The organism is Tuberibacillus calidus DSM 17572 (assembly GCF_000430685.1).
GTDB lineage: Bacteria > Bacillota > Bacilli > Bacillales > Sporolactobacillaceae > Tuberibacillus > Tuberibacillus calidus.
In genome coordinates this window covers 28295-41976 of the sequence record NZ_AUMM01000009.1, presented here as the reverse complement: position 1 = coordinate 41976, position 13682 = coordinate 28295, and the positions used below count along the sequence as shown (strand labels likewise).

Here is a 13682-nt window from a genome sequence, read left to right as displayed (position 1 = left end):
TAAAAGTAGAGACCGGCCATTATCCAAGCCGGTCTTCATGCATGACTTCGTTAATAGGTCCATTTATTTTTCTTTTTTTGGCGGTTCCACCCATTTGTCTGCCCATTCTTGAACTTGGTCCATGACTTTACCGAGATCTTTTCCTTTGTCAGTGAGTTTGTATTCGATTCGAACAGGAGTTTCCGGATAGACCGTACGTTTAACTATACCTGCGCTTTCCAATTCTTTCAGACGCTCAACAAGCATGCGGTCGCTCATTTGCGGAATCATCTCGGACATATCACCAAAGCGATGGCAACCCGACAATAGTGCTTTTATGATTAACCCTGTCCAGCGTTTTCCCAGAATTTCAAAAGCAGATTCAAATTTTGGGCACAGTTTTGTGTCTACCATGATGACACCTCCGTTCATGTGAGTCATTCGATAATAAAATTATAAAATAAATGTCCTGCAATAATTATAACATACGTACTTGACAAAAGTAAGTGACTATATTATTGTAATAACCGTAGTCATCTTCTTACATTTTGTAAGTAAGTATATTATGCATAGTAAGTCAGTGATTAGGCATCTAAAGGAGGTGTAACCAAACGGTACCGTCTTTATTTATAGCTCATGGAGCCCCGCTTCTTGCGATTGAAGAAAATGATTATACATCCTTTTTGTCAAGCGTGCGGGACCGCTTCAGTCGGCCTAAGGCGATCGTGCTTTTTTCCGCGCATTGGGAATCGCAAGTAGAAATGGTCAGCCATGCGGAAAATTATTCAACCATCTATGATTTTTACGGATTTCCAGAAGAGCTTTATCACATTCAATACCCGGCAAAAGGAGACCCAAGCCTTGCGAAAAGCGTGCACGATCTTTTGCAAGACCATGGGATAGAATCCCAAGCCGATTTTGAACGCGGCTTAGATCACGGTGCTTGGGTCATATTAAAACATTTATATCCTGAAGCCGATATTCCTGTGATTTCCATGTCCGTCAACTCAAGGTTAACGCCCGAGGAACAATATCGCATCGGCAAAGCTTTAGCTCCGCTTCGCGAAGAGGATATTTTAATCATCGGAAGCGGCGGAACGGTTCATAATTTACGGGCGGTGGATTTTAAAAAAGGACCATCTGAAGTTGACCGGTGGGCATTTGAATTTGACCAATGGTTAGAAAATGAGATTCTCTCATGGAACTTGGAGGCGCTGTTTTCTTACAGGGAAGCCGCACCTTATGCCGATTTGGCTGTGCCGCTCTATGGCACCGAACATTTCGTTCCAATCTTCTACGCCATGGGTGCGGCGGATTCGACTAAGCAGGCTCAATTATTATATCGGAGCTATATTTATGGGAATCTCAGTTATAGTGTATGGCAATTTGATTAGAAAAATTGGGGAAACATCTCAAAAAAATAAAAAGGCATTATGGGAGGTAACATTATGACTTTATCAAAATGGACAGTGGACAAAGCCCACAGCAGTGTAGAGTTTACGATTAAACACATGATGTTTGCCAAGGTGCGCGGATCTTTTCATGACTTTGAAGCCGATATTGAGGCCGATCCCAACGACTTAACGTCAGCAAACATCTTTTTCTCGGTTGACGTCGCAAGCATCGATACCGGCAACAACGACCGAGACAATCACTTGCGTTCTGCCGACCTCTTTGACGTCGAAAAATTCCCGAAAATGACATTTAAAGCGACAAACATTGCTAAAAAAGGGGATAACGAATACGAAGTCACAGGCGATTTAACGATCCGCGATGTGACGAAGTCAGAAACTTTTAAAGTGACCTATGAAGGTCAAGGCAAAGACCCATGGGGGAATATCAAATTCGGTTACAGTGCAGAAGGAAAAATTAAGCGTAGCGATTATGGTCTGACATACAATGCCGCGCTGGAAACTGGCGGCGTGCTGATCGGTGAAGACGTGAATATATCCATCGTCATTGAGGCTTCCAAAGCAGAGTAACTAAAAAAATATTTGCAACCGAGGAGTATGATAGATGAACATTGTCGCGATTGTTGGGAGCTTAAGGAAAAACTCTTATAACAGGCAGCTAGCCAAAGCCATTCAGGAACGGTATAGTGACAAGATGCATGTTGAGATTTTGGATATCGGCTCCCTGCCTCATTTTAACGAGGATATAGAAAATAATCCGCCGGAGACGGTCGTCTCTTTTAAGAAAAAGGTGAAGGAAGCCGATGGCGTCATTATTGTTTCACCTGAATACAATTGGTCGGTCCCCGGCGTGCTAAAAAACGCACTCGATTGGCTGTCGCGTGTTGACAAAGTGTTGATCAATAAACCGATTATGACAGCGGGAGCATCGTCGGTGACGTTTGGCACTGTCAGAGCTCAACTTCATTTAAGGCAAATTTTATCGTCTCCCGGAATTCAAGCTAAGGTGCTCCCACCTGGCGGCAATGAAGTATTGGTGAATTTTGCCGGTGAGAAGTTTGATGAAAATGGCCGGTTAGTCGACACGAACACCTTGCAATTTTTAGATGGTGTCATTGAGAAATTTATGGCTTTCGTCAAAACTGAAAACATGAAATAAAAAGTCCGCATTTCTGCGGGCTTTTTTCATACTAATAAGAAAATCTATCCTTTTTATTAAAGAACGAGCTCCCACGTTTCTCCAATGAGGTCTTTGCCAAAGCTATGGTGTGGTTCTTGTTCCACTAGCTGAAATCCAGATTTTGCGTAAATATGACGGGCCTCTTTAAGGACGCTGTTGGTCCATAAAACGAGCTTTTGATATCCGGCTTGCTTGGCAAAGGCAATGCTCTCTTGTACCAAACGGCTGCCAAGTCCAAAGCCGCGCGCTTTTGGCTCTACTAAAAGGAGGCGTAATTTAGCCACGGTCTCATCTTGTTGGACGACGAACACCGAACCGATGATTTCACCGTTCAATTCGGCGATGATACTCTTCTCACGTTCAGGTTTGTAATGGTTAATGAAATCTGCCGTAATCTGAGCGACAAGTGCCTCAAAACGTTCATCCCAACCGTATTCTTGGGCGTATAGCACACCATGCCTGTGGGTGACCCAGCCCATATCGCCTGGCTTGTGACTTCTAAGAATCACATCAGAAGCCTGAAAAGTTTTCTTCTCAAGGATATTTTCGATTTCGCGCATTGATGTCAGTAATTTCTGCTGTTCTTCTTCATTAAGGACATTTAAAATCTCAGCCACTTCATCTCTTGAACGTTGATCTAAATCCGAAAAGACTTTCATCCCTTCCGGTGTCAAGCGAATATGATACTGCCTGCCATCATGCTCTGAACGAATTCTTTCAGTAAGCCCACGTTCCTCAAAACGGGTGAGGATGCGGCTGAGATAACCAGCATCTAGCCCTAGCTCATGTCTTAATTGTGTGGCCGTTGGCAGATCGTGATGAGCAATCTCAAAGAGGATCCGGACTTCTGTAAGGGAATAAGCACTGTGCAATAATCCTTCATGTAAGACCCCGATTTTTCGTGTGAAATATCGATTAAACTTTCTAAATTGGTTAATCTTGTCTTCCAAAGTGCAATTTTTCATAACTATCACCCTTTCGCCATTTTTCTTATAATATAAACGAAAATATTTGACTAAGTCAAATAATTTTTGTCCTCCAGTCCATGTTGCATGCCACTAAGGCTCTGCCTACACCAAAAGGCTTGCACTGGCTTTTAACGAGGGCAACATTAGGGCAACTAAGGTTTCGCATTTGCCTCGAAAACTTCGCGGAGCCATATTTTCTTTAAAGACAAAGTTGAGCGTAAAAATTGATGCAAAAAAATGCTTTACAAATAGAATCAGGATTATTTATAATTGTTAAAGCATTCCTAATCGGAGAAAAGAGGGGATTACTATGAACATTTTACATAACAACAAACGACGAAATCCGGGAATCCCCATCACTGGCATATAGAATGCTTTAACCGATTGATCATTTAGGTGACTTTTGCGCCATGGGGTTTCCATGGCGTTTCTTTGTTTTTTTAGGGTAAATGGGGGGATGAATATGCGATTGTTTTTGAATCTGTTTTGGTATTTCAAAAAAGAAAAGCGTAGTTATATTTTAGGCATTCTGTTCTTAATGGCTTCTAGCTTTCTCAGCTTAATACCGCCATATGTCATCGGTATCATTGTGGATGATATCCGCACTCATCATTTGACGGGCATCCTCCTTGTTAAGTGGATCGGGTTTCTGATTGCCGTCGGTATTATCTATTACGGTACGGGGTATGCGTGGAGGCAATTTATTTTCGGGGCGGCTGTACGATTGTCGCGACTCTTAAGAAATCAACTGTATGATTTATTCACCCGATTATCACCGAATTTTTATCACAAACGGCGGATTGGTGATTTAATGGCCCATGCCACAAACGATATCCGCGCGGTGGAAGATGCCGCCGGGGATGGGATTTTGACATTAATCGACTCGATCACGATGGGAGCCATGGTCATCTTTGCGATGGCCGTGCTCATCAATCCCATTTTGACAGTGATTGCCTTACTACCGATGCCGTTTATGGTATGGGCAACGAGCCGCTACGGGTCGATGCTTCATGAGCGTTTTCATCTCGCGCAAGCGGCATTTTCGGATTTGAACGATAAAGTTCAAGAAAACATTTCGGGCGTGAGGGTCATCAAAGCGTTTGGGCAGGAGGAAGCGGAAAAAGCAGCTTTTCGTCGATTATCTGCCGATGTGGTCCAAAAAAATATCGCCGTCGCCAAAATTGATGCCTTATTTGATCCGACGATTACCTTTATCGTCATGATTTCCTATTTCTTATCTCTTGTTTTCGGATCCATGTTTGTGGTTAAAGGTTCGATGACCATTGGTGAACTGACGAGTTTCACCTTATACCTAGGGCAGTTTGTTTGGCCGATGCTTGCTTTCGGATTTTTATTTAATATCGTCGAACGCGGCCACGCTTCGTATGATCGCATCCAAAAACTTTTGGCGGAAAAACCGGAGATCTGTGATCATGATAAGGCTATTGATGTGAAACCAGCTGGCGATATTTCCTATGCGATTTCCACCTTTACCTATCCGGAAAGCCAACAACCTGCTTTATGTGACATTCATTTTAACTTGCCAAAAGGAAAAACGGTTGGCGTCGTCGGGAAAACCGGAAGTGGGAAAACGACGTTGTTGAAAATTTTGCTCAGGGAATTCGATGTCCAAGACGGTACCATTGCGATTGGCGGTCGGCCGATTACGGAATATAAACTCGACCGGCTTCGTGAGACAATCGGTTACGTCCCGCAGGACCATTTCTTGTTCTCGGCAACGATTGCCGAAAACATTGCCTTTGCCCGTCCGGAGGCGACGCAGGAGGAAATTGAAGAAGTGGCGAAACTAGCCCGCATTCATGATGACATTATCGGTTTTCCGGATGGCTATCAGACAATGGTTGGTGAGCGAGGGGTGACGCTGTCAGGCGGTCAAAAGCAGCGGATTTCGATCGCCAGGGCGCTTTTGATTGAACCCGAAATCATGATTTTGGATGATTCTTTATCTGCGGTGGATGCGGATACGGAGGAGGCGATTTTGCGGTCGTTAAAGGCGACGCGCGGGGATAAAACGACATTGATTGCCGCCCACAGGATGAGTGCGGTACAACATGCGGACCTCATTTTGGTGTTAGATAATGGGCGGATTGTCGAACGCGGCACGCATGATGAGTTAATGCGGCTTGGGGGATGGTATCAAACGATGTACCAACGCCAGCAGTTGGAATCGCTCGTTGAACAAGGGGGGAAGGCGGAATGACGACAGAAGCATTTCACACCGAGAAATTGACGCAAAAGCGTGTTTTACCGAGGCTATTAAAATATGCTAAGCCGCACAAAAAAGCGCTAATCGTAGCCTTTCTCATGTTGTTTCTTGGGACGGGGGCAGATATACTCGGACCGATTATAATGAAAATCTATATTGATGAGTATTTAGCACCGCGCCATTTTGTTACTGGACCACTCGTAGCCTTGGCTGTATCGTTTCTACTTTTATACGCCATTTCAGTCGTTTTAAAGTACTTGCAGCTCGTAATGTTCCAAAAAATTGCTTTAAATATTGTCCAGCAACTGCGCGTTGATGTCTTTGGGAAAGTGCAACATCTCGGCATGACGTTTTTTGACCAGACTCCTGGTGGTAGTCTTGTTTCCCGCATCACGAATGATACCGAGGCGATTAAAGACATGTACGTCACGGTGCTTTCGACCTTTGTCCAAGGCATTGTCATGATGGCGGGAACCTTTATCGGCATGTTTATTTTGGATGTCCGACTCGGTGCATTCTGCTTAGCTATTTTCCCCTTAATTATTTTGTTAATGGTCGTTTACCGCCGATACAGTTCCCGCATCTATCGACGGGCTCGTAAAAAAATCAGCGAACTGAATGCTAAGTTGAATGAATCGCTGCAAGGCATGAACATCATTCAAGCGATGCGGCAAGAAAAACGGATGAAAACAGAATTCGGTCGGATCAATCAGGAGCTTTATATGGCTGAAAGAGGCAGCATCAAGCTGAACAGTTTGTTGCTCCGGCCGGCGGTTTATTCCGTTTACTTATTGTCTGTGATCATTGTGCTTTGTTTTTTTGGTGTGACCTCCATTGCGGGAGTCGTCCAAATCGGCGTGCTTTATGCCTTTTTAAACTACTTGGATCGCTTTTTTGAGCCGATCAACCAAATGATGGTGCAATTAACACGCTTTCAACAGGCGATGATTGCGGCAGAGCGCGTTTTTGGATTGCTAGATGAAGAGCGGATGGAGCCGAAGAAAGTAGGAGAAGGCCATCCCCGCATCACAGAAGGCGCGATTGAATATAAAAACGTCTCTTTTTCCTATGACGGGAAAACCGATGTATTAAAAAATATCAGTTTTACAGCGCGTCCGGGTGAAACCGTGGCGCTTGTCGGTCATACTGGAAGTGGAAAGAGCACGATTATCAATTTATTGATGCGCTTTTATCCCGTGACAAAAGGGACGATTACGATTGATGGCACACCTTTGGAAGCATTTGATAACGAAACATTGCGCAAGAATATTGGACTCGTCTTGCAAGATCCGTTTCTATTTGTCGGCGACATCAAAAGCAACATTCGTCTAGGAAATACGTCCATTGATGATGAAACGATAATTGAGGCTGCGGAATTCGTGCAAGCCGATGCTTTTATCCGGCAATTACCTAACCAGTATGAGGAAGCGATTGGTGAAAGGGGAGCGACACTATCCAGCGGTCAACGTCAGTTATTGTCATTTGCCAGGACAATGGCGATCCATCCGAAAATTTTAGTTCTTGACGAAGCGACGGCGAGCGTTGATACGGAGACTGAAGAAGCCATTCAAAATGCTTTGCAAAAAATGCGGAAAGGGCGGACGACGATAGCCATTGCCCACCGTTTGTCAACAATACGCGATGCCGATCAAATTTTGGTGTTGCATCATGGAGAAATTGTTGAGCGCGGGACGCACGAGGAACTTTTGGCTTTACGTGGCCTATACCATAAAATGTATGTCTTGCAACAAGGCGATAACGGTGTGGCTTTAACTAAATGATATAAAGGCTGTGTGACACCATAAATATCTAGGCCTGCCATCGCGTAAAGGGTTTGCACTGGCTTTTTAACCAGGCCAGCATAAGGGCACTTGGCTCCGTCTTCACCTAAAGTTGAGTCGGAGCCAAGCTTTCATTGATTATGATTTTTTGCACGCCTGTAGTAAACCCGTAAGCATTTTTTATTTTTTAAAAACATGGTGGCCGATCACTTCTGTTGTCGGCTTGGATTGGAGCCACGAATGCGGGACAACGGATGGGTTATAGAAATACAAAGATCCGTCGTGTTTGCCTTTCGTCTGCACCGCTTCGTCTACCGCCTGATAATCCGAATCGGAAGGGGTATTGTGAATCGCACCTGTTTTAACAGGTGTAAATTGTTTTGGCTCCATAATCACGCCGCGGATCGTGTCGGGAAACTCGGGACTTGATACGCGGTTAAGCACGACTTTGGCCACTTTGACTTTGCCGGCAAATGGTTCTCCACCTGCTTCGGCGTGCACAAGTTGCGCCAATAATTTGCGGTCAGCTTTTGAAATTTTTTTGGCAGTCTTTTTCTCCGCTTTTTTGGCAACGTGTTTTTTATCTATATGAATGGCTTCACCGATCATGATTTTGTCGGGATGCTCGATTTGCGGATTCATGTTGATGATTTGATGGAGCGTAAGGTTATGCGATAAGGCAATCGACCATAGCGAATCTCCCGGTTTTGCCGTGTACGCTAAAGAGGTTGAAGCCGGGAGGAGTAGCGCAATGGCGAGAGCTCCCGATATCCATTTTTTCTTCAAGTTCATTTTGCATCACCCGCTTATACCTTACGTTTGTCCACACTAAACGCTGGGCGTTGGCGCCATTAAGTATGGATAACAAAGTTTACATAAGCTGTTATATATGTAAAAAACTTTAGAGACATAGTTAATCGAATCGAACCATTTTCCAAACAAGAAAACCATAAAAAGGGGGCGACTCCCGCCACGGTCACATGTGGTGTTGGGGTGGCCCCGGACATTACCGTTAATTTTAAGCTGTTATTTTTTGCGAAACATGCTTTGTTGGGCCATTTTAATCATTTCTTTCACCATCGGCCCGCCAATTGTGCCGCCAACCTTTCCAGCATCTTTGGCTGTGAGGTTACCGTTATACCCTTGTGACAGTGGAATCCCCAAGTCGGAAGCGACTTCATACTTAACATTTTCTGGGTGGACCGGGTCCACGGTATAGCCTTTTTCTTTCATCACTTTGCCTTCCAGATGCCGTAAACCTTGTTTGGCATTTGGAACCAAGGAAGCGTTGCTTGACATGACACATCCCCCTCTTCCTTTATGATGCCCTGTTCAGGAGGGGATTAATGAACCGGATTTTTCCATATTTTTTCACAAATCCATTTTAAAATAAGGCCGATCAACACACCCGGGATAACACAGAGCATCGGGAAAAATACAGGGCCAATCTGCGACCAAGGTGAAAGAGGTTTTGATGAAACCATTAAACCCCAAGTCACAAAATAGGCTGAAAAAACAAAGGGAAGGTACGTAAACCGTGAGACGGGCTCGCCGGCGTTTTTATAGGCATCCCACATCGAGAAAAAATAAAGACATGGATAAAACAAAAGCCAATTGATATGGGCTTCCGCCAATGCGCGATCATAATCGCCTTGAAAGCTATAAGCGATGATTTGGTTAAAATTGGCTTTGTAATTAACGATAAGTTCCAAAAAAATAAAAAGAATTCCTTTCAGGAATTGGCGATTGAGAAGTTGTCCAAATCCGGGAAAGGCGATCGACCATAAAAGACGCTCCATTCTTTTCACGGTAACTGATCCTTTGCATAATGATCTTTTTTATTAGTATGGGTTCAGCACTTCCGAAATATTCCTTTGGGCGGTCTAATGTAAAAAATTGTAGATGAAAAATATCTTCTCAAAAAAACGATGGGCAAGCCGCAAAAAACTTGCCCGAAACGTGTTTTCTTTGCAAAAGGTAAAAGAGTCGTTCATTTTCCTCTCATAAAGGTGGGTGACTATTCAATAATCCCTGTTTGCGCCAGTGTGGTTCGGACATCTAATTTTACAGTAACATGCGGATATATGGCACGCCATTTTTCTTCACTCCAGCCCCGATCATAAGAACGCACCTTGTCGCCGAGTCTTAAAGGGTCCACCCCCAACTTTTTTAACATCTCAAGAATTTGATTGCCTTCTCTTTCTAAAGTACGTTCCATGATTCTTTCAATTTCTTTGATGTTTTGTTTTGGCTGCATCGTTGAACTCGATTCGCGTAAAAAACCTTTTTCCTTTACATTGATATAGATAATGGGCCTGTTGGAGGAAGCGTTTTCCACTTTGTAATCGACTTTTGATGAAATATTGGTAATGGACATATAATGGTTTCGGTTGATGGGCACTTCATAGGATCCATCATTAAAGGATTCAAACATCATTTTAAAAGGATAAGCGTATTCGAAAGGCAGATAATCGACGTAGTTATCACCTTTAAATAAGGCAATGCCCTCAATTTCTACATGGTGTTGTTTTAATTTTAGTAAAGGCATGAACGGATCCATGCCGTCCCCGAAATAACTGTATAAAAATTCATGCAAATTATTTTTTGGAAAACTGGCTTTTGTGTTATGTTGAATCAAATCGTTTAAATAGGCGGATACCAATTGATCGGTTGTAAATTTATGATTTAAAATTGTCTCGGCCCGTCCGTCCACGACAGCCAAACTGATGGTACGCCCGACATCTGGATTCCGATTCACGACATCAATGTACGGGAAAAGCCCGCCCTTTGCTAAATCTTTTCCGTATAAGATCACTAACAATTTCCCAATTTCAAGTGGAAATTCTGATCGAGATTCCAGCAAAGTATTCAGTGTCCGTCCGATATGACTGACAACGGAATAAGTGTCCGCAGTCGCCTGCACCTGACCGCTACCCCCGGTATGTGCGTAAATGGGGGTCGTGATCGTCCCCAAAATATGCGATTCATCATAGTAGTCATAGCCGAGGGCCTGGACGATTCGAATATCATCAACCACTTTCGGCTGTTCACAACCGACAAGTAACAACAGACTCGATAGCGCGACAGCCATCCGTTTAAGTTTTTCCATTTCGTTTCTTCACCTTGTACACGATGGATTGTAAAACGAACAAAAATGGCACATAACCGCAGAGGAACCCGAAACCGATGTTGGATAATATTGCATTGAGTAAGTCGATGTCGTCACGGCTGTTTAGAAAAAAACCAATGACATAAATCAAAATGCTCATTAATATGGCAGTGATCCGCTGGTTAATATTAAATACCCGTTTAAAACCGCGGGAGGCAGCCCATAAAGAGAGGGCGATATTCGGCAGAATCGTAAAAAACCAAATGGTGATACCGATGTATTCAAACCGCTCCATAAAAGGGAGATCGACGATTTTCCATATCTCGATGGTCGGCCATAAAATGCCTTTCAATTGTCTTCTTGGATAATAAAGAATCGTGATGATAAAAAGCAGAATATATAACATGGTTGTCAAATAGATGGCGTAATAGCCCCATTTTTTTGCCTTTTTCGGTTGTTTTATGAATGGATAGGCTAGAAACAGCACTTCAAAACCGATGAAATTTAATATCATTTGATGTGCCGCAGAAATGATCGCCAGTGGTGAATGATGAAACATCGGCAAAAGATTTTCATAGTGCACATACGGAAGCGGAAAAAACAAGGAGATAAAAAGCGGGGTAGAATAAACAATGCTTAAAAGACAGATCCCCATAATACTGCGAAATCCGCCCGATACGAAAGTATAGGCTGTCCCCCCGACCATTCCGGCGATCGCAAAATAGGAAAGATGCGGGAACATCCAAACTTGAACAATTTCTGCATAGGTGCGCATGACGACCAAACTCATGGTCAAAAAATAAAGGGAGAAAATGACAGAAAAAAGGCCGCCGAGCCATTTACCGAACAGCTCTTTATGGATGTCGATGAGATCCCCGCCGTTTTTTTCAAGAACGCGATACACCATCCAAAGGATGACTTCCATAAGAATCCCTGAGATCAAAATGGTGATCCAGCCATCATTTCCGATTTCTTTAGCAAGAACCCGTTCATAGGACAATACGAAGATCCCGACTTGTATCCCGTATATGATGAATAACATAAAATATGGTGAAACTTGACGGTTTTCGGGAACTTTGACAGGCATTGCCCTCACTCCCATTTGCTTGTACTTTATTCGTCAATGTCATACTTAAAATTGGCACGCCAAGTGTTGACGCGCCCACTGTCAACGGGCCTTTGTAAGAGCGGGCGTTGGCCTTGTTGGCTGTAAGGCAAGCGGACAAACGCATCTTTCAGGTCGCTCAGGCGTAGCGGGTAAAACGGTTCAATATAGGGTCGGCCGAGTGATGTGAGTTTTAACAAATGCGCGACAAGAATCGCAAATACCGCAGCAATGCCGATCATACCGAAAAACCCGGCGGCTATGAGAAACGGAAAGCGCAAAAGGCGAACGGTATTGTTCATCTTATAATTTGGCGTCGTAAATGAGGCTAGCGCCGCCATGGCAATTAAAATAAGCAACACATTGCTCGTCAAGTTGGCTTGAACTGAGGCTGTACCAATAACGATACCGCCAACGATACCGATCGTTTGACCGACCTTGGTCGGAAGTCTTACCCCGGCTTCACGCAGCACCTCAATCGTCAGCTCCATCAGCAATGCTTCAATGATGGGCGGAAAGGGCACACCCATGCGCGATGAGATCAAAGTCCCTATTAAATCTTGCGGTATGAGTTGATAATGATACGTTAACACCGCGACATAAAGCGGTGTGGCGAAAACCGAAAAGGCGACGGAACCAAGGCGAACTAATCGGAAGAACGACGCGAGATACCAGACAAGGGCGTAGTCATCAAAAGCTGTAAAGAATTCCATAATGGTCGTCGGCCCCATAATGACGAAAGGTGAACCATCCAAAATAAACGCGACCTTCCCTTCGATGAGCGCTGACACCACCCGGTCAGGGCGTTCCGTATCCACGAGTTGGGGGAAGGGGGAATGCTTATTATCTGAGAGCATTTGCACAAGAAACGAGCTGTCGATGATATTGTCGTACTCGATGTCTTTAAGCCGCTGCGTTAAAGTATTGACATTTTCGCGATTAGCGATGCCGTCGATATATATGACTGCCACTTTTGTTTTTGTGACTTTTCCCACGCTCATTTCTTTTACTTTAAAATTTGGTATGGGAAGAAGCTTACGAATCAATGCGATATTCGTATCGAGTGATTCGACAAAAGCGGTTTTCGGACCGATGACGCTAAATTCGACTTCCGGTGGTGTCACTTGCCGTCCGTGTTGGGCTGTCAACTCCAGCAATAAGCCGTCTGGGTCCTCTTTATGTTTTTGAATGAGAATAAAGCCCTTTAATAATTTTTCTTTAATTTGTTCAACATCTTTCGTATGAGTAATCGACACGAAAGGAAGATAGTGCACGAGGTCTTCTAATTTCGTAGCATCGCAAGATATAAGATATGGCAAAATATCCCGACGAATGGATTTGGGATCAACCATTGGATTTAAATAAGAGATGCGAACGGTCATGTGTTTTAGTTTGTGATCACTTGAGACGAAATCCTTGGACTCTTCCATCATGGAAAAAAAGTCGCTAAGGGATTTGGCTCTTTCAGCACGCGAGAGTAGCTTATGGCCGTTTTTGTTATTGTTGTTGTTGGTTTTGTTTTTCCTTCTGAACAGCATGGCCCGCATTCCCTTCGTTAACCTTTTTCTTCGATTCTCGGCTTTCCACGATCAACCCGACATAAAGAAAAATAAAGGGCATGATCATTAGCCATAAAATCATTAAGACCATGAGCAGGTTAGACATTACAGTAATTCGGAACAAGACAAAAACAAAGAACAAGATCAATAAAGGAACGAAACTTAGAACGGTCAGATGTAATTTCATTTCATTCCACCTTTTGGCAGAACTCATCCGTTTGCCCTGCTGATAAAGTGATAAAACGGTGTGGGATCTCCGAAATGTGAAAACGTCTAAAGGATAGGATAACCAAGTTGGGTAAAAACATGTATTTCGTCCGTTTATAAAAAACTTGGCAGAGCACCTTAAGCTGGCCAAAAAA

14 protein-coding genes are annotated in these 13682 nt (G+C 43.7%); 5 read left to right on the top strand and 9 right to left on the bottom strand.

Annotated features, from left to right (window positions below; translation table 11 throughout):
* Positions 1-63 precede the first annotated feature (63 nt).
* Complete coding sequence (locus H532_RS0103300; RefSeq protein ID WP_027724302.1) at positions 64-393, bottom strand: winged helix-turn-helix transcriptional regulator; 330 nt, start codon at positions 391-393, stop codon at positions 64-66.
* A gap of 215 nt (positions 394-608) precedes the next feature.
* On the opposite strand from H532_RS0103300, the gene H532_RS0103295 reads away from it, so the two are divergent.
* Genes H532_RS0103295 through H532_RS0103285 form a run of 3 tightly spaced genes read left to right on the top strand, consistent with a single transcriptional unit; the run spans position 609 to position 2550 of the window.
* Positions 609-1373 (top strand): DODA-type extradiol aromatic ring-opening family dioxygenase, encoded by a 765-nt coding sequence (locus H532_RS0103295; RefSeq protein ID WP_027724301.1) that lies wholly within the window; start codon positions 609-611, stop codon positions 1371-1373.
* Positions 1374-1427: 54 nt separating this feature from the next.
* Positions 1428-1961: a YceI family protein gene (locus H532_RS0103290; protein ID WP_027724300.1), complete on the top strand. Its 534-nt coding sequence runs from the start codon at positions 1428-1430 to the stop codon at positions 1959-1961.
* Between the two features lie 34 nt (positions 1962-1995).
* Positions 1996-2550, top strand: coding sequence for an NADPH-dependent FMN reductase (locus H532_RS0103285; protein ID WP_027724299.1), 555 nt, complete (start codon positions 1996-1998; stop codon positions 2548-2550).
* A 56-nt stretch (positions 2551-2606) separates the two neighbouring features.
* Here H532_RS0103285 and H532_RS0103280 read toward each other — a convergent pair whose 3' ends face one another.
* On the bottom strand, positions 2607-3536 hold the full coding sequence (locus tag H532_RS0103280; protein WP_027724298.1) for a bifunctional helix-turn-helix transcriptional regulator/GNAT family N-acetyltransferase: 930 nt from the start codon (positions 3534-3536) through the stop codon (positions 2607-2609).
* 466 nt (positions 3537-4002) lie between these two features.
* Here H532_RS0103280 and H532_RS0103275 point away from each other — a divergent pair, with 466 nt between their 5' ends.
* Positions 4003-5760, top strand: coding sequence for an ABC transporter transmembrane domain-containing protein (locus H532_RS0103275; protein WP_027724297.1), 1758 nt, complete (start codon positions 4003-4005; stop codon positions 5758-5760).
* Entirely contained in the window at positions 5757-7547 is a 1791-nt protein-coding gene (locus tag H532_RS0103270) for an ABC transporter ATP-binding protein (protein WP_038111411.1), read from the top strand. The genes H532_RS0103275 and H532_RS0103270 overlap by 4 nt, the downstream gene beginning before the upstream one ends.
* Before the next feature lie 180 nt (positions 7548-7727).
* On the opposite strand, the gene H532_RS0103265 is transcribed toward H532_RS0103270, so the two are convergent.
* The 7 genes from H532_RS0103265 to H532_RS17700 all read right to left on the bottom strand — a co-directional run bounded on the left by H532_RS0103265 (position 7728) and on the right by H532_RS17700 (position 13507).
* Positions 7728-8339: a cell wall hydrolase gene (locus tag H532_RS0103265; protein ID WP_027724295.1), complete on the bottom strand. Its 612-nt coding sequence runs from the start codon at positions 8337-8339 to the stop codon at positions 7728-7730.
* A gap of 234 nt (positions 8340-8573) precedes the next feature.
* Positions 8574-8846, bottom strand: coding sequence for an alpha/beta-type small acid-soluble spore protein (locus H532_RS0103260; protein ID WP_027724294.1), 273 nt, complete (start codon positions 8844-8846; stop codon positions 8574-8576).
* A 44-nt stretch (positions 8847-8890) separates the two neighbouring features.
* On the bottom strand, positions 8891-9346 hold the full coding sequence (locus H532_RS0103255; RefSeq protein WP_081412293.1) for a hypothetical protein: 456 nt from the start codon (positions 9344-9346) through the stop codon (positions 8891-8893).
* 218 nt (positions 9347-9564) lie between these two features.
* Positions 9565-10656: a Ger(x)C family spore germination protein gene (locus H532_RS0103250; RefSeq protein ID WP_027724292.1), complete on the bottom strand. Its 1092-nt coding sequence runs from the start codon at positions 10654-10656 to the stop codon at positions 9565-9567.
* Positions 10643-11743 carry a GerAB/ArcD/ProY family transporter gene (locus H532_RS0103245; protein WP_038111409.1) on the bottom strand — a complete coding sequence of 367 codons (1101 nt, stop codon included), beginning with the start codon at positions 11741-11743 and terminating at the stop codon, positions 10643-10645. Before H532_RS0103245 ends, H532_RS0103250 begins: the two co-directional genes overlap by 14 nt.
* Positions 11744-11769: 26 nt before the next feature.
* The gene (locus H532_RS17705; RefSeq protein WP_081412290.1) at positions 11770-13299 is read right to left on the bottom strand and encodes a spore germination protein; all 1530 of its coding nucleotides are present in this window, start codon (positions 13297-13299) and stop codon (positions 11770-11772) included.
* On the bottom strand, positions 13259-13507 hold the full coding sequence (locus H532_RS17700) for a hypothetical protein (RefSeq protein ID WP_038111407.1): 249 nt from the start codon (positions 13505-13507) through the stop codon (positions 13259-13261). Before H532_RS17700 ends, H532_RS17705 begins: the two co-directional genes overlap by 41 nt.
* Positions 13508-13682: the final 175 nt, after the last annotated feature.

Coding starts and splice junctions, on each gene's coding strand:
- H532_RS0103300 (WP_027724302.1), bottom strand. CDS start 393: ATGGTAGACACAAAACTGTGCCCAAAATTTGAATCTGCTTTTGAAATT.
- H532_RS0103290 (WP_027724300.1), top strand. CDS start 1,428: ATGACTTTATCAAAATGGACAGTGGACAAAGCCCACAGCAGTGTAGAG.
- H532_RS0103285 (WP_027724299.1), top strand. CDS start 1,996: ATGAACATTGTCGCGATTGTTGGGAGCTTAAGGAAAAACTCTTATAAC.
- H532_RS0103280 (WP_027724298.1), bottom strand. CDS start 3,536: ATGAAAAATTGCACTTTGGAAGACAAGATTAACCAATTTAGAAAGTTT.
- H532_RS0103275 (WP_027724297.1), top strand. CDS start 4,003: ATGCGATTGTTTTTGAATCTGTTTTGGTATTTCAAAAAAGAAAAGCGT.
- H532_RS0103270 (WP_038111411.1), top strand. CDS start 5,757: ATGACGACAGAAGCATTTCACACCGAGAAATTGACGCAAAAGCGTGTT.
- H532_RS0103265 (WP_027724295.1), bottom strand. CDS start 8,339: ATGAACTTGAAGAAAAAATGGATATCGGGAGCTCTCGCCATTGCGCTA.
- H532_RS0103260 (WP_027724294.1), bottom strand. CDS start 8,846: ATGTCAAGCAACGCTTCCTTGGTTCCAAATGCCAAACAAGGTTTACGG.
- H532_RS0103255 (WP_081412293.1), bottom strand. CDS start 9,346: ATGGAGCGTCTTTTATGGTCGATCGCCTTTCCCGGATTTGGACAACTT.
- H532_RS0103250 (WP_027724292.1), bottom strand. CDS start 10,656: ATGGAAAAACTTAAACGGATGGCTGTCGCGCTATCGAGTCTGTTGTTA.
- H532_RS0103245 (WP_038111409.1), bottom strand. CDS start 11,743: ATGCCTGTCAAAGTTCCCGAAAACCGTCAAGTTTCACCATATTTTATG.
- H532_RS17705 (WP_081412290.1), bottom strand. CDS start 13,299: ATGCTGTTCAGAAGGAAAAACAAAACCAACAACAACAATAACAAAAAC.
- H532_RS17700 (WP_038111407.1), bottom strand. CDS start 13,507: ATGAAATTACATCTGACCGTTCTAAGTTTCGTTCCTTTATTGATCTTG.